Consider the following 16,048-nt stretch of genomic DNA (forward strand, 5'->3'; position numbering starts at 1 on the left):
TTGCGGAGTCCTCTTGCGTGGGGGGCCAGGCGCTGGGTGTAGGCGTGACGCATGGCGAGAGCTTAGGCGGGGAGACCCCTCAGTCGGCTGCGTCGACAACTCCCCTCAAAGGGGAGCCTTTTGGGGCGCACGACACTGGAGGAACGAAACCCACGACAGCCTCCCTTCTAAGGGGAGGTGGCGCGAAGCGCCGGAGGGGTTACTGGGCAAAAGCTTCCGCCTCACCCGAAGTACCCCAGCACCTCGATCAACACCCGCGCGTAGTCGTCCGGCCTCAGCCCCCGCCTCTCCAACTTCACGCCGGGCGGGAAGGTTGTCACTTCCGTCTTGTGCGGGAAGCGTTTCAGGCCGGGGGCGTCGTAATCCAGGCCCTTGTAGGCGAAGGCGACCTGGATATGGGTCATCGTCTCGCCGATGCTCAGCACCCGCTTGGCGAGGGCGGTCAGGCGCAGCTTGGCGAGGTCGATGAAGTTCTGGACCTCGGGGGTCGGCGGGCCGTACTTCTTGCGCAGGTCGCGCTCGACCCGGCTGACCGCCTGGAGCGTCCGCGCCTCCGACAGCCGCCCGTAGGTGGCGATGCGCTCCTCCTCGTTGCCGTCGAAATACTCGGGCGTGAGGCGGGCGTTGATAGGGAGGTCGATGGACACGCTCGCGGGCGTCTCCAGCTTCTCCCCCTTCAGGCGGGCGACGGCCTGGGCCAGCAGTTCGGTGTACACGTCGATGGAGACGGCTTGGACGTGCCCGTGCTGCTCTTCCCCCAGGATGTTGCCCACCCCGCGAATCTCCATGTCCTTCTCGGCGAGGAGGTGTCCGCTTCCCAGGTCTTGCAGGTCGGCGATGGCCCACAGGCGGCGCTGGGCGTTTTCCGTCATGCGCGGCGGGTAGAACAGATAGGCGTAGGCGGTCTGCTGCCGCCGTCCCACCCGCCCGCGAAGCTGGTAGAGCTGCGCCAATCCCAAACGGTCCGAGCGCTCGATCAGGATGGTGTTCGCCTCGGGGATGTCCAGGCCCGTCTCGACGATGGTGGTGGAGAGGAGCACGTCGAAGGCCCCCCCCGCGAAGCCGAGCATGATCTCCTCCAGCTCCTCCTCGTTCATGCGCCCGTGCGCCACGCCAATGCGCGCTTCCGGGACGAGGTTTCGCAGGTACAGGCTGCGCGCCCCGATGGAGGCGATGCGGTCGTGGATGTAGAAGACCTTGCCGCCGCGCTCGATTTCACTGAGGATCGCGTCGCGCACGGTCACGGGGTCGAAGGGGGCGAGCACCGTCTGGATCGGCTTGCGACCCTTGGGGGGCGTCTGGATGCTGCTCATGTCGCGCAGGCCCACCATGCTCATGTAGAGGGTGCGCGGGATGGGCGTGGCGGAGAGGGCCAGGGTGTCCACGGCCCGCACGCCCTCGGGAATTTCGATCTTGCCTTCCTTGGAGACCGGGGGCAGGCCACGCAAGGCCCGCAACTTCTCCTTCTGCCCCACGCCGAAGCGGTGCTCCTCGTCCACGATGATCAGGCCGAGGTCCTTGAACTGTATGTCGTTCGAGAGCAGGCGGTGGGTGCCGATGATGATGTCCACCTTGCCCTGCGCGAGGTCGGCGAGGATCGCGCGGGCCTGTTTCTCACCGGTGAAGCGGCTCAGGCCCTCGACGCGCACGGGGAGGTTCTTGAACCGCTCGACAAAGGTGGACGTGTGCTGCTCGGCGAGGAGGGTCGTGGGCACGAGGACGGCGACCTGCCTGCCATAGCCGACAACGCGGTGCGCCGCGCGCAGGGCGACCTCGGTCTTGCCGAAGCCCACGTCGCCGGAGATCAGGCGGTCGGCGGGGTTGGGCTTCTCCAGGTCGCGCATCGTTTCCTTGAGCGCGGTCTTCTGGTCGGCGGTCAGCTCGAACCCGAAGTTCTTCTCCACCTGCGTGTCCCACTCGGGCTGCGGCGGGAAGGCGTTGCCGGGCGTGACCTGCCGCGCCGCGTACTGCACGAGGAGCTTGGCGGCCACCTCCTCCGCGTTCTTGCGCGCCCGCTCCTTGGCCCGCGCCCAGTCCTTCTTGTCGAAGCTGGAGAGGACGGGCGGGTCGTCCGTCGTGCCGGGGTGGCGGCGCAGCACGGGCAGTTGCTCAATGGGCACGGCGAGGCGGGCACCATTGCGGTATTCGAGATTCAGGTAGTCGCGCGTGACGCCGAGGACCGTGCGCGTCTCCAGCCCCTGAAACTGCCCGATGCCGTGCTCGGGGTGGATGAGGTAGTCGCCGACATGGAGGCCGAGCGCGTCGGTGACGGGCTTGCCGCCGAGCTTCTTGCCGCGCAGCGCCGAGCCGCCCTGGAAGCCGTAGATCAGGTCCTCGGTGATGACGACGGTACGGTGTTCAGGGATGGCAAAACCGCCCTCGCCGCCCGCGCGCAGGAAGCCGAGACCGCCCTCTTCGACGCGGGGGATGGTCAGCCACGGCACCTCACGGGTTTCCAGCAATTTCTCCGCGAGATACGTCGCCGTCCGGTCATGCCGCACGAGGATCAGGACCCGGTAGCCCGCCCCCCGCCAGTCGTCCACATCCCGCGCAAGGTCGGTGAGGCGGGCGCGGTAGAAGGGCAGCACCTTGAGGTCGAGGTCGAAGTCAGCGAGTTCCAGGGGCGAGCGGCCAAAGGACGTGACTTCACGCCCCCGCAGCCTGGGCCAGAGCGTATCGGCGAGCGGCCCCAATGCCGACGCGTAAAACTCCGGCGCGTCGAGGAACACCCGGCCCGGCAGGAGGTCGAGGCGGGTGGCGTCCCACTTCACCTCCGTCAGGTAGTCGGCGGTGGGCTCCAGCGTGAAGGTCCTGATCTTCTCGCCCGTCAGCTCCCCAGGAGAAAGGCGGCGCAACGTGTCCAGCTCGTCCCCAAAAAATTCGGCGCGAATCCAGACGGCCTCGGCCTCCTGGGGCACCCCCGCCCCCGGCTCCAGCCTCAACTCCAGCGTGTCGCCGCGCAGCTCGAAGCCGGGTTCCTCACCGCGCTCGTAGCCCAACCTCTCCAGGCGGCCCAGCAGCTCCTCGCGCGGGTAGGACCGGCCCACCGTGAGGGTGACGGCGTGATCCTCCGGGTGCGCGGGGAACAGGTCGAGCGCGGTGTTCACGTCGAGGACGACGTGCTCCTGCTTCTCGGTCCAGTCGCGCAGGCCGGGGTTGACGGTCACGGGCGCTCCCAGCACGCCCGCCGAGGCGTAGAGCCCGGCGCGGTCGGGGGTGGTAAGCAGCACGGCGGGGCCGGGGTGGGCGGCGAAGAGGGCGGCGCGGGCCACCTGCGGGAGGAGCAAGGCGTTTCCCACCGGCGCGGACGGCAGCAGTTTGGAGAGGTTGGGGGTGGCGACCGTCACAGGGGGGATTGTACGCGGGGGCGCCGGGAGGGAGGGCGAGCGAAGGAACGAAGCGGGGTACAGTCGGACATGACCACCGGAACGACCGGGGCGGCGGACGCGGCCCTGAGAACCCACGTCCGCGCGCTGCTCACCGAGCGGCAGGCCCACGTCCTGCTGAGCGACGTGCTGGACGGCTTTCCCCTGGAGCGTATCAACGACCGCCCGGAGGGGGTGCCGTACTCCGCCTGGGAGGTGCTCTGGCACCTACGCTTCACCCAGCGCGACATCCTCGACTTCGTGCGGGACGAGGCGTACGTGGAGCCGGAGTGGCCCACTGGCTACTGGCCCGACAGGACCCGAGCGGCGGCAACACCCGAGGACTGGCATGCGGAGGCGCAGGCTTTCCGGGAAGACCTCGCGGCGCTGCTGACGCTGCTGGACGATCCCACCACCGATCTCCTCGCCGTCGTGCCCAATGGCGCGAAACCGGGGGCGGGCGAGCAGACGTGGTTGCGCGAGTTCCTGCTCGTCGCGGACCACAACGCCTACCACGTAGGGCAACTGATGTTGTTAAAGCGGGTGCTGGGCGCGGGCTAGCGCCCCGGCTTGCAATTCGTCAGCAGGGGGCGGGTGCTGCTCGTGTCGGTGCCGACAAAGGTGCTCAGGTCGGCCTGCCCCTGATGTTCCCACCATTCCAGGCCGCCGCCGCTCACGGTCGGGCCATACAGGCTGGCATAACGCGCTCCGCTGGCCGAGATCGCCTGAGCCAGCCCGTACTGCTGCCCATTCCAGTTCAGGACGGCGAAGAGGGGGCCGTCCGCGCCGTAGTTCACGTAGGAGACGCTGATTTTCCTGCCGCCGTCACAGGTGTAGTGGAAGGTGCGGGAGCTGACGGAGGTGGGGGCGGAGGGGTTGATATTCCCCGAGGCACGGCTGCCTCCACCGGCAACAGCACTCCCAGCAAGGGCGGCGACAGCCGTCAGCAGCAGAATCCTCGTCTTCATGGCCCAACGCTACAGGAAGCGGCCCCCGCCTCCCCCCGGAATCGTTCCTCCCGCTCAGTACCGGGGCAACCCGGCCAGCCCGCCGAACTCGCGCACCAGCCGCTCGGCGTGGTCGCCGTGCACCCGCCTGACCTCGATGCCGTAGAGATCGATCAGGTCGGGCAGCACCTCCTCCAGGGTGACGCGCTCCATCAGGCTGCCGTCGAGGGGGCTCTCGGTCACGTCCTTCCGGCTGGTGAAGTAGGGAACCTCGCGGTTGTGGCTGCGGTAGAGGTTCATCTGCGAGCCGTCTCCGGGGATCACGAGCCGGTAGATGCGTGCCTCCTGAATCATCTCCAGCACGCGCTCGACCTCCATCACACCCTGTTCCTGTATCTGGTCGAGCAGGGCGGCTTCCGTTTTCTGGCGGTGGTCCTCGACGATGGGCCCGATCTTGTCCAGAATCTCCGCCGGGTTCACCCAGCCCGCGCCGCCCGTCACGTTCGTCTCGCCGATCACCTCGTAGGGCGCCTTGTCGGGAATCTCGGCCTTGAACTCCGCCACCCGCTGCACGGGCCCCACCAGGATCAGGGCGTTGATATCGCGCCGGGTCATCAGCTCGCCCAGCTCCGCCGCCATGCGGTTGTAAAAGCGCTGCTGGTTGGCGTCCTCGCGGTCCTCGAAGAGGTCGGTGCCGCTGTCGCTGCGGGGGCCGCTGCCCTGACCGCCGGTGCCCGGCGCCCCCGGCACGTGGCGGGTGCTCGAAGTCAGGGTGTCCCACCGCTCGCCGTCGTCGAGGCGAACGTTCTCATGACGCCGGATTTCGGCCAGCTCGCCCTGCCGCAGCAGGAAGAAGCGGGCCCACTCCCGGTCCACCGCGAGGACGGCCACGGTGGGCAGCAGGTCCAGGATGCCCGCCACCAGCGACCCCAGGGGCCGACCGTAGTGGAAGCGCTCGGGCAGGTCGGCGTTGATGTCGAAGCGCTCCAGCGATTCATCGTCGCCGCTCACCACATACAGCGCGCTCTTGCCGTGGTGGGTGCGGGGCCGCGCGAGGTCGTCGAGAACCTGTTTCATCACCGTGGGGGGCACGCCCGCCTCCTGCATCGCCACCTTGACGCGGGTCTGAAGGGCCCCGCCCCCGTTGTCCACGTTGGCGGGGTTGTCGTTGACGACGGCCATCAGGACCATCGCGTTGTCGGGAAGCTCCTGGATGCGGCGCACGTCGGCTCTGGAAATCATGTTCTCCCCCTTCCGCGGCCCCATTGTCGAAAGGCGCGGGCGGGCGGCGTCTCCCATTTCGCTCAAGGTCGGTTCACGCTCGCCCCGCCCCGGCTCCAGTCGCCCGGCCCCTCACCTGCGCCCGCTTGCCCATACAGTTTACAAAACAGATCAATTTGTTTGGTAGACTGAGGGCCATGAAACGAACCCTCCTCTCCCTCGCCACGCTCGCCCTCACGCTGGGCGGCGCGCAGGCTCAACAGGTCAAGGAAGTCCGGCTGGGCGTCTTTCCCAACGTCACGCACGCGGCCGGGCTGGTGGGCGTGCAGCGCGGCCTCTTCCAGAAGGAACTCGGCAACGTCAAGCTCGTGGTCAAGGAGTTCGCCAACGGCTCGCAGATCAACGAGGCCTTCGCGGCGGGGGCCATCGACGCGGCGTACGTGGGTCCTGGCCCGGCGATGAACGCCTTCCTGCGCGGGGTGCCCATCCAGGTGTACGCGGGGGCGGCGAACGCGGGGGCGGTGCTCGTGGGCCGCCAGGACAGCGGGATTCGCAACGTGAAGGGCCTCGCGGGCAAGAAGGTCGCCGTGCCCACGCGCGGCTCGACGCAGGACATCAGCCTGCGCCACCTCCTGCACGTCAACGGCCTGAGGGCCACCGACGAGGGCGGCAACGTGACCATCGTGCCCATCGACCCGGCGAACATGCCCGCCGCCTTCGCCAGCAAGCAGGTGGACGCGGCCCTGGTGCAAGAACCCTGGGGTGCCGTCATGGAGACCCAGGGCGCGCGGCTGATCGCGAATGAAAAGGCGATCTGGGAGGGCGGCAACTACACGACCACCGTGTTCGTGGTGAACACGAAGTTCGCCGAGCAAAACCCGGAAGTGGTGAAAGACCTCCTGCGCGGGCACCTCGCCGCGATCACCTTCATCAACAAGAGTAGCGCGGGGGCGCAAAAGGCCATCGCGGACCAGATTCAGGCGTTCACGGGAAAGCGGCCCAACTCCGCCGAACTGTTCAAGGCCCTGGCGCGGACCAAGGTCACCTGGGACATCAACCTCAAGACGCTCGGCGAGTACGCCCAGCTCAACCAGGAGGCGGGCTTCGCGCGGGACGTGCCGGACCTGGGCCGCTTCGTGAACCTGAGCGTGGTGCGGGGGCTGGCGAGGTAAGAAGCGGTCAGCCATCAGCTCTCAGCCTTCAGCGGCCCCGGCTCCGGCTGGGGCTTTTGTCTGGCTGACCGCTGACGGCTGACCGCTGACCGCTATCCTTCCCCCATGACCGGACCGAAAAAAGGATCGAGGGGCCGCACGCCCAAGCGCAACACGGCGCAGGGACGCGGGGGGGCGACGCGGGACAGCACGGCGCCCGTCCGCGAGCGCACCCCCCGCGACCAGGGCGAGTCGGGCGGGGGAGGACGGTCCGCCTCCGGTCCCCGCCCGGGTGGGCCGAAGGTGGGGAGCGCCCGTTCGGGCAAAACGGCCGGAGGAGGCCGCACGGGGGGCGGCAACGCGGCCTCGCGCGGCGGCACCAACCCGGCGCGGCGCAATCCGGGCGAGCGGGGAGCCGGGGGCGGCGAGGCGAAGTTCGACCCCGCGACCGGGCGCAAGGCCCCGCCCAGGGTGGCGAAAAAGCCCCTGCCCGAACGGGGGCGGGTGCAGCTCGACGCGCCGCCGCCGGAGACCGTGTTCCGCGACCGCGACGGGCAGGACGCCACCTTTCCCGACTCCAGCCTCAAGCGGGTGGCCGCCCGCCTCCTGAGCACGCGCAACAAGGCGTGGCGCTACCGGCCCTTCTCCTTTCCGCTCTTCACCGACTCGGGCAACGAGCAGGCCTTCCACTTCGACTTCTATGTCTACGACGCCGAGGACTCGGTGATCCGGCTGATCCTCGTCGTGCCCTTCGAGTCGCGCGAGGTGTGGGACCGCATCGGGCGGTTCAAGCGCCAGTATCCGATGTACACCTACGAGCTGTGGACGCCCGAGCGGCTCGCGCAGCTCGAACGGCCCAGGGCGCGGCTCGGCTTCTGACGCGCCCGGCCGCTTCCCTCCTTGAGCCGTTCTTGAAAGACGGCGGGGGGTGGGGGTGGCCTGTCAGGCTTCTGTAATGCCTCTCGCGCGTGACCTCGGCCGCTTTTGGTAGCGTTCCCACAGAGGGCGGGCGTCTTCCCGGGAAGCCGGGAGGTCGCCTCCCGCTGCGTATTCCAACAGCCAGAAACCGGGCCGCGTGCCCGTGGAGGATTCCTTTGACTGCCCCCGAACCGACCGTCCCCTCTCCCCTTGACACGACCACGCCCGCCGCGCGCGTGCGGCCCGGCAGCCCCTATCCCCTGGGGGCCACCTGGGACGGCAAGGGCACCAATTTCGCGCTGTATTCCGAGAACGCCACGGGCGTCGAGCTGTGCCTCTTCGACGAGAAGGGCCGGGAGACGCGCCTCGAGATCAAGGAGCAGACCGCCTTCGTGTGGCACGGCTACCTGCCGGGCGTGGGTCCGGGGCAGCGCTACGGCTACCGGGTCCACGGCGAGTACGCCCCGGAGCGGGGGTTGCGCTTCAACCCGAACGTGGTCTTGCTCGACCCCTACGCCAAGGCGCTGGGCGGCGTGGAGCAGATGGAGGAGGGCCTTTTCGGCTACGTGCCCGGCGGCGAGGACACCGTGATGCAGCCCGAGGAGCAGCGCGGCGTGCCCCTGGGGATCGTGATCGATCCCATGTTCAACTGGGTGGGTGACAAGAAGCCGAAGGTCCCCTTCCACCAGTCGGTGATCTACGAGACCCACGTCAAGGGCCTCACCATGACCCACCCCGACGTGCCCGAGGCCCTGCGCGGGACGTACGCGGGCGTGGCGACCGAGCCCGTCTTGCGCTACCTCCAGGACCTCGGCGTGACGGCGGTGGAGTTCCTGCCCGTCCACCAGCATGTGGACGACCCCTTCCTCGTCGCCAAGGGACTTTCCAACTACTGGGGGTACTCGACCCTGAACTTCTTCGCGCCCGACGTGCGCTACTCGGCCGCCGCGCGACGCGGGGATCCCGCCGGGGCCGTGCCCGAGTTCAAGAACATGGTGCGCGCCCTGCACGACGCCGGGATCGAGGTCATCCTCGACGTGGTGTACAACCACACCGCCGAGGGGAACCACCTGGGCCCCACCATGAGCTTCAAGGGCATCGACAACCCGACGTACTACCGCCTCGTGGCCGACAAGCCGCGCTTTTACTTCGACTACACCGGCACCGGCAACTCCCTGAACGTCCGGCACCCGCAGACCCTCCAGCTCATCATGGACTCGCTGCGCTACTGGGTGACCGAGATGCGGGTGGACGGCTTCCGCTTCGACCTCGCCTCGACGCTGGCGCGCGGGCTGCACGAGGTGGACCAGCTCTCGGGCTTTTTCACGATCATCCACCAGGACCCGGTGATCTCGCAGGTCAAGCTGATCGCCGAGCCGTGGGACGTGGGCGAGGGCGGCTATCAGGTCGGCAACTTTCCCGTGAACTGGGCGGAGTGGAACGGCATCTACCGCGACGACATGCGCGCTTTCTGGAAGGGCGAGGGCGGGCTCGCCAGTGAAATCGGCTACCGCCTGACGGGCTCTTCGGACCTCTACCAGCGCGACGGGCGCAAGCCCTACGCCTCGATCAACTTCGTGACCGCCCACGACGGCTTTACCCTGCGCGACTCGGTGACGTACGAGGACAAGCACAACGAGGCGAACGGCGAGGGCAACAAAGACGGCCACAACCACAACCTCACCTGGAACTGCGGGGTCGAGGGCGAGACCGACGACCCCGAGGTGGGCGCCCTGCGCGCCCAGCAGCAGCGCAACTTCCTGGCGACCCTGCTGCTCGGGCAGGGCACGCCGATGATTCTGGGCGGCGACGAGATCGGGCGCACCCAGCGGGGCAACAACAACGCCTACTGTCAGGACAACCCCATCAGTTGGTACGACTGGGACCACATCGACGCCGACCTGCTGGCCTTTACCCGGCGGCTGATCCGGCTGCGCAAGGCCCACCCGGCGCTGCACCGCCGCAAGTTCTTCTCGGGGCGGACCATCCGCGGCGCGGACGTGCGCGACATCGTGTGGCTCCGGTACGACGGCAAGGAGCTGAGCGACGCCGACTGGAACAACCCGCAGACCCAATCCCTGGGGATGTTCCTCGACGGCGACGGCCTCGACGACGTGGACGCCGAGGGAAGGCCCGTGAAGGACGACGACCTGCTGCTGCTGCTGAGTTCGTCCTATATCGACCTCCCCTTCCGGCTGCCCAACCTCGACGACTGCGAGAGCTGGGAACTGCTCCTCGACACCGCCGACGACGGGGCGCGGGAGCGGGTGCCCGCCGGGGAGGAGACGACCCTGAGGGCCCGCAGCGTCAAGCTCTACCGCTGCAAGCGCGACTGAAAACGGACACCCGGGGGCCGGGAGGGGCCGGACGCGCCCTCTTCCGGCCCTCCGTGCGGTCTGTGCCCGGCGCCACCTTCCCGTGCCCCGGCTTGACCCTCCTCTCACGGCCCCGGCGGCCTCGCCTCTCTACGCTGAAGTATTGGATGCCACCCCCGACGGGGGTGGGGTCTTCAAGGAGTTCCTCATGACGACGCCGACCTCCGCCACGGCCTCCCCGGCCCCCTCTGGCGCCCTGACCCCCGGCCTGGGTGCCCACCTCCTGCCCGGCGGGAGCGGCACGCGCTTCCGGGTCTGGACGACCACCGCCCGCGAGGTCGCCGTCCGCGTGAACGGCGAGGACCACCCGATGCAGCCCCTCGGAAGCGGCATGTTCGAGACGGTGCTGCCCGTCGGTGCGGGGACTCACTACAAGTTCGTGCTGGACGGTCAGGCCTGGCCCGACCCCTACGCCCGCTTCCTGCCGGGCGGGGTACACGGTGAGGCCGAGGTCGTGGACCTGAACGCCTACGGGTGGAAGAACACCGAGTGGCGCGGCCTCCCGCTCGGCGAGTGCGTCTTCTACGAGCTGCACGTGGGCACCTTCACGCCGGAGGGGACCTACCGGGCGGCGATGGAGCGGCTGCCCGACCTCGCGGACCTGGGGGTGACCGCCGTGGAACTCATGCCGCTGGCGGCCTTCCCCGGCACGCGCGGCTGGGGATACGACGGGGTGGCGCTCTCCGCCCCCTACGCCCCCTACGGGCGGCCCGAGGACCTAATGGCGTTCATCGACGCGGCGCACGGGCTGGGACTGGCCGTCTTCCTCGACGCCGTGTATAACCACTTCGGGCCGGACGGGAACTACCTGAGCGTGTACAGCCCGGGGTACTTCACCGAGCGGTTTCACACCCCCTGGGGCGCGGGCCTCGACTACGCCGAGCCTCACATGCGGCGGCTGATCACCGACAACGCCCGGATGTGGCTGCGCGACTACCGCCTCGACGGGCTGCGGCTGGACGCCACCCAGGCCATGCAGGACGACTCGCCCACCCACATCCTGCGCGAACTCGCGGACCGGGTGCACGCGCTCGGCGGCACCCACCTCCTGCTCGCCGAGGACTACCGCAACCTGCCCGAACTCGTGACCGAGACGCACCTCGATGGCATGTGGGTGGACGACTTCCACCACGTCCTGCGCGTGACGCTCACGGGCGACCGCGACGGCTACTACCGGTACTACGAGGGGGGCGCGGCGGCGGTGGCGAACGTCATTGGCCGCGGCTGGGTCTACGAGGGCCAGGCGTGGGAGCAGGAGCAGGCCCCGCGCGGCAGACCCGCCGACGCGCTGAATTCGCCCTCCTTCGTGTACTTCCTCCAGAACCACGACCAGGTGGGCAACCGGGCGGTGGGAGACCGGATTCACCACCTGAAGCGTGTCTCGCCCGCCCTCTTCCGGGGTGCGTCCACCCTGCTGCTGAGCCTGCCCACCACGCCGCTGCTCTTCCAGGGGCAGGAGTGGCTGGCGTCGGCCCCCTTCCCCTTCTTCAGCGACCACCACGGCGAGTTGGGCGTGCTCGTCTCCGAGGGCCGCAAGCGCGAGTTCGCCGCCTTCGAGGGCTTCGGCGGGGACACCGTACTCGACCCCCAGGCGGAGGCGACCTTCAGGCGGGCGAAGCTCGACTGGGCCGAGCGCACGGAGGGCGAACACGCCCGCACCCTCGCCCTATACCGCGAGGTGCTGAGGCTGCGCCGGGAAGACCCGGTGCTTCACGACCGCGAGCGCCGCAACCTCACTGCCGGGAGCGTGGGCGACGTGCTGTGGGTCCGGCACAAGACCGAGGACGGCGAGCGGGCCCTGCTGTGGAACCTGGGGGCGACGACGCTCGACCCCCGGGCCCTCCTGCTCTCCCTCGACCTGCCCACCGCCGTGCTCCTCCACTCGGAGGGCCGAGGGGACGCCACCCTGGCCCCCGGGGAGGCCGTGTTGCTGAGGTCGGAAGGATGACCCAGGTGCTCGAAGCTCCCGCACAACCTTCTTCATCCACCCCCCACCTCCCCTCCTCCACCTACCGTCTCCAGCTCCACGAGGGCTTCGACTTCGCGGCGGCGCGGCGGGTGCTGCCCTACCTGCGGCGGCTGGGCGTCACCGACGTGTACCTCTCGCCGGTCTGGACGAGCACGCCGGGTTCGGCCCACGGGTACGACGTGACCGACCACGCGGAGGTCAACCCGAGGCTCGGCGGTGAGACGGGGCTGCGGCGGCTGGCGGGCCGGGCGCACGAACTCGGGCTGCGGCTGATCGTGGACTTCGTGCCCAACCACATGGGGATCCAGGGCGGGCACAACCCGTACTGGGAGGACGTGCTGATGCACGGGCGGGCGAGCCGCTACGCGCACTTCTTCGACATCTCCTGGCAGCCCCTCAAACGGGCGCTGGAGAACAAGGTCCTCCTGCCCACGCTGGGCGACCAGTACGGGCGGGTGCTCGAACGGGGCGAGCTGCGGCTGGAGCGGGACGGGGGCCGCTTCTTCCTGCGCTACTGGGAGCGGCGCCTGCCGATCTCGCCCCGCAGCCTCGCCGCGCTGCTCGCCCAGGTCGCGGGGCGGCTCTCGCCGGGGGAGGACCACGCCGAACTCGCCAGCGTCGCCCGGGCGGCGGCGAGCCTGCCGCGTTCGACGAGTGCCGACCTGACCGACGCCGACCGCCTCGCCCGCGCGGAGGAGGTGGACGTGATCGCCCGCCGCCTCGCCACGCTCGCGGAGGCGTCCAGAACGGTGCGCGAGGCGCTGGGCAGCGTGCTGGAGACGGCCAACGGCGACCCGGCCCTCCTCGACTCCCTGATTCGGGAGCAGAACTACCGCCTCGCCTCCTGGCGGGTGGCCGCCGAACAGATCAACTACCGGAGATTTTTCGACATCAATGACCTCGCGGCGCTGCGGATGGAAGACCCGCGCGTCTTCACCTGGGCGCACGCCAAGCTCTTCGAGCTGGTCCGGGACGGCGTGGTCTCCGGCGTGCGGCTCGACCACACCGACGGGCTGTACGACCCCGCGGGGTACTTCCGGGCGCTGCAACAGGGGGCCGCGGGGGCGCTGGGCCTGCCCGCCCCGGAGGAGGACACGCCCAGGGAGGCGCTGCCCCTCTACGTCGTCGCCGAAAAGATCTTGGAGCCCGGCGAGCGGCTGCCGGAAGACTGGATGGTGCACGGGACGACCGGGTACGACTTCCTCGCGCAACTGGGCGGCGTCTTCGTGGACGGCGCGAACGAGGAGGAGCTGACGGCGATCTACCGCCGCTTCAGCGGGGACCGCGAGACCTACCCCGAGCACCTCTACCGGGGCAAGTCCCATATCCAGCGCGTCTCCTTGCCCGGAGAGGTGAACGTCCTCGCCGAACACCTCGAGCGGCTGGCCGAGGCCGACCTGCGGTTCCGGGACTTCACGCTCAGCGCCCTGCGCGAGGTCATCCGCGAGGTGATCGCCGCCTTCCCGGTGTACCGGACCTATATCCGGGCGGACGGCTCGCGCGAGCCCGGCGACAACGCCAAGATCGAGCAGGCGGTCCGCGAGGCCAAGGCCCACAGCCGCCGCCAGAGCCGCGACCTCGACCCCTCCCTCTTCGATTTCCTGGAGGCGGTCCTCAAACTGGGCGCCCCCGACGAGGCGACCCGCGAGCGCTACGCCGACTTCGCCCTGAAGTTCCAGCAGCTCACCGGCCCGGTGACGGCGAAGGGGGCGGAGGACACGGCCTTCTACCGCTACGGGCGGCTGCTCTCCCTGAACGAGGTGGGCGGTGACCCGGCGCACTTCGGCACGCCGCCGAAGGCCTTCCACATGGCGGCGCGCGACCGGGCCGAGCGCTGGCCGGGCGCCCTCCTGGCCGGGAGCACCCACGACACCAAACGCGGGGAGGACACCCGGGCGCGCATCAGCGTCCTTTCCGAATTGCCGCAGACGTGGGCGGCGTACCTCAGCGGGTGGCTGCCCCTCGTCCGCACGCTGGAGACCCGGACGGACCTGGGCCCTGCGCCCTCCGCCCTCGACGTGTACGCCCTGCTGCAAACGGCGCTGGGCGCGTATCCGCTGGACGGGAACCTCGACGGGTTCGCGGGCCGCCTGAGCGCCTACCTGCTCAAGGCCGCCCGCGAGGCCAAGCTGCGCACGAGCTGGGCCGCCCCCGACGGCGAGTACGAGGGGGCGCTCGACCGCATGGTGCGCGGGCTGCTGGAAAGCGGGCGGTACCTGGAGGACCTGCGCGAGCTGCACGCCCGCATCAGCCCCTACGGCGCGCAAAACGGGCTCTCGGCGACGCTCGTGCGCCTGACCGCCCCCGGCGTGCCCGACACCTACCAGGGCTCGGAGGGCTGGAACCAGAGCCTCGTGGACCCCGACAACCGCCGCCCGGTGGACTACCCCTGGCGCACGCGGACGCTCGCCCGCATCGAGCGCAGACACGCGGAGAACGGGCTCAGGCTCGCCACCGACCTCCTCGCGGGGTACGAGGACGGGGGGGTCAAGCTCCTCGTGAGCTGGGCTGCCCTCCAGACACGGGCCGAGCACCCGGACCTCTTCCGGCGGGGCAGTTACCGACCCCTCGGCGCCGGGCGGCATCTCCTCGCCTTCGCCCGCGAGCACGGGGACGCGGTGGCCGTCACCGTCGCGCCCCGGCTGACCTACAGCCTGACGCGCGAGGGGACGCCGTGGGCGCTCGGCGAGGTCTGGGGCAACCGCCAGCTCACCCTCCCCCGCCCAGGCACCTACGAGAACGTGCTGACGGGAGAGCGCGTGCGGGTGCGCGGCGAGAAGATCGCGCTGGCGAAGGTGCTGGAGGACTTTCCGCTGGCGCTGCTGATCAGGCGGTGAGGAAGCTTTCAGCGGTCAGCAAAAGAGCGGGATGCCGCGGCTTTCGCCTTTTGCCATTCCTGCTGAAAGCTGACGGCTGATCGCTGACCGCTTCCCAGGAACTTTTCATCCCCCCGCCCCGTATCCTGAGGCGTATGCAACTGACTGCCACACGCACGGAACATCTGGTTCGCACCTTCATGGCGCGGACGTACTCGTGGATGGCGGCGGGCCTGGCCCTGACCGCCGGGGTCGCCTACCTGACCGCCCAGAATGAGGTCCTCGCCTCGCAGGTGATGGCGCTTCGCTTTCCCCTGATCATCGCCCAGCTCGTGCTGGTGTTCGTGCTCGCCGGGCTGGCGCAGCGGCTGCCGAGCGCCGTCGCCGGGCTGCTCTTCATCGCCTACGCCGCGCTGACGGGGCTCACCTTCAGCGCCCTGCTCTTCGTCTACAGCCCGGCCGCGGTAACCGCCGCCTTCCTGACGACCGCCGGGACCTTCGGCGCGATGAGCGTGGTGGGCTTCGTGATCAAGCGCGACCTCAGCGCGATGGGGCGCTTTTTCCTCTTCGCCCTGATCGGCCTCCTGATCGCCATGATCGTGAACATCTTTGTGGCGAGCAGCGTGCTCACGCTCGGGATCAGCGTGATCGGCGTGCTGCTCTTCGCGGGCCTGACCGCCTACGACACCCAGATGCTGCGCAACCTCGCGCTGAGCGGCGTCAGCGGCGAGATGGCCGAGCGTGCGGCGATCAACGGGGCGCTGGCGCTGTACCTCGACTTCATCAACATGTTCCTCTTCATCCTGCGTCTCTTCGGCATCGGTGGCGGCGGGCTGAGCAGCAGCAGCGACTGAGCGGGGTCAAGGGCGAGGGGGCCGGACGCGGGATGTCCGGCCCCTTCCCTTTGGTTTGCTTCTCCCCCATGAGCGGGACGAGGTAAGGTTGGAACATGCCCTCTGGCGACCGGGCCAGGAAACTGTGAAGACTTGTTGCGCAGTAGCTGAAGAGGCAGCGGGGCGACGTGAACCGTCGCCCCGCTGTCCTGCCCTTGGCTTCAGATCGCGGAGAGGTGCAGTCGGCGTTGCCAGCGAAGGTTGACCAATCCGGCGACACAGCCCCAGATCACGCCGTGCCTTGAGGGCTGGTTTCTGAAGAACTCCTTGCAGGCGCGAAACTTCTTGATCCGGTTGATCACGTTCTCGGCGGTGATCCGCACTTTGGAGATCAGGCGATTGAGCTCCCGTTGCTCATCGCTCAGCTCGCCTTTCTTGGGGCGCTTGGCGGGC

At 69.3% G+C, this 16,048-nt stretch carries 11 protein-coding genes; 7 read left to right on the forward strand and 4 right to left on the reverse strand.

The features are described 5' to 3' along the window. Window positions 1-221: 221 nt before the first annotated feature. Window positions 222-3,347 (reverse strand): DEAD/DEAH box helicase, encoded by a 3,126-nt coding sequence (locus tag IC605_RS03010; RefSeq protein WP_216318674.1) that lies wholly within the window; start codon window positions 3,345-3,347, stop codon window positions 222-224. Between the two features lie 69 nt (window positions 3,348-3,416). On the opposite strand from IC605_RS03010, the gene IC605_RS03015 reads away from it, so the two are divergent. Further along, window positions 3,417-3,926, forward strand: coding sequence for a DinB family protein (locus IC605_RS03015; RefSeq protein ID WP_216318676.1), 510 nt, complete (start codon window positions 3,417-3,419; stop codon window positions 3,924-3,926). Here the strand turns inward: IC605_RS03015 and IC605_RS03020 are convergent. Next, window positions 3,923-4,333 carry an MliC family protein gene (locus tag IC605_RS03020; protein WP_216318678.1) on the reverse strand — a complete coding sequence of 137 codons (411 nt, stop codon included), beginning with the start codon at window positions 4,331-4,333 and terminating at the stop codon, window positions 3,923-3,925. The genes IC605_RS03015 and IC605_RS03020 overlap by 4 nt on opposite strands. A 54-nt stretch (window positions 4,334-4,387) precedes the next feature. Then, window positions 4,388-5,554 (reverse strand): VLRF1 family aeRF1-type release factor, encoded by a 1,167-nt coding sequence (locus IC605_RS03025; protein ID WP_216318680.1) that lies wholly within the window; start codon window positions 5,552-5,554, stop codon window positions 4,388-4,390. A 176-nt stretch (window positions 5,555-5,730) separates the two neighbouring features. On the opposite strand from IC605_RS03025, the gene IC605_RS03030 reads away from it, so the two are divergent. The 6 genes from IC605_RS03030 (at window position 5,731) to IC605_RS03055 (ending at window position 15,616) form a co-directional block, all read left to right on the forward strand. After that, window positions 5,731-6,705: an ABC transporter substrate-binding protein gene (locus tag IC605_RS03030; protein ID WP_216318682.1), complete on the forward strand. Its 975-nt coding sequence runs from the start codon at window positions 5,731-5,733 to the stop codon at window positions 6,703-6,705. Between the two features lie 105 nt (window positions 6,706-6,810). Then, the gene (locus IC605_RS03035; RefSeq protein WP_216318686.1) at window positions 6,811-7,563 is read left to right on the forward strand and encodes a hypothetical protein; all 753 of its coding nucleotides are present in this window, start codon (window positions 6,811-6,813) and stop codon (window positions 7,561-7,563) included. A 215-nt stretch (window positions 7,564-7,778) separates the two neighbouring features. Next, on the forward strand, window positions 7,779-9,938 hold the full coding sequence (gene glgX, locus IC605_RS03040; protein WP_246580261.1) for a glycogen debranching protein GlgX: 2,160 nt from the start codon (window positions 7,779-7,781) through the stop codon (window positions 9,936-9,938). Window positions 9,939-10,125: 187 nt separating this feature from the next. Continuing rightward, window positions 10,126-11,925: a malto-oligosyltrehalose trehalohydrolase gene (gene treZ, locus IC605_RS03045; RefSeq protein WP_216318689.1), complete on the forward strand. Its 1,800-nt coding sequence runs from the start codon at window positions 10,126-10,128 to the stop codon at window positions 11,923-11,925. Next, window positions 11,922-14,783, forward strand: a complete 2,862-nt coding sequence (gene treY / locus IC605_RS03050) for a malto-oligosyltrehalose synthase (protein ID WP_216318691.1) — start codon at window positions 11,922-11,924, stop codon at window positions 14,781-14,783. Before treZ ends, treY begins: the two co-directional genes overlap by 4 nt. A 134-nt stretch (window positions 14,784-14,917) precedes the next feature. Beyond that, window positions 14,918-15,616 (forward strand): Bax inhibitor-1/YccA family protein, encoded by a 699-nt coding sequence (locus tag IC605_RS03055; RefSeq protein WP_216318693.1) that lies wholly within the window; start codon window positions 14,918-14,920, stop codon window positions 15,614-15,616. Between the two features lie 200 nt (window positions 15,617-15,816). Here the strand turns inward: IC605_RS03055 and IC605_RS03060 are convergent. Then, on the reverse strand, window positions 15,817-16,048 hold a 232-nt coding region (locus IC605_RS03060; RefSeq protein WP_216318696.1), incomplete at its 5' end, for a transposase family protein.

This window comes from Deinococcus aestuarii (assembly GCF_018863415.1).
GTDB classification, from domain to species: domain Bacteria; phylum Deinococcota; class Deinococci; order Deinococcales; family Deinococcaceae; genus Deinococcus; species Deinococcus aestuarii.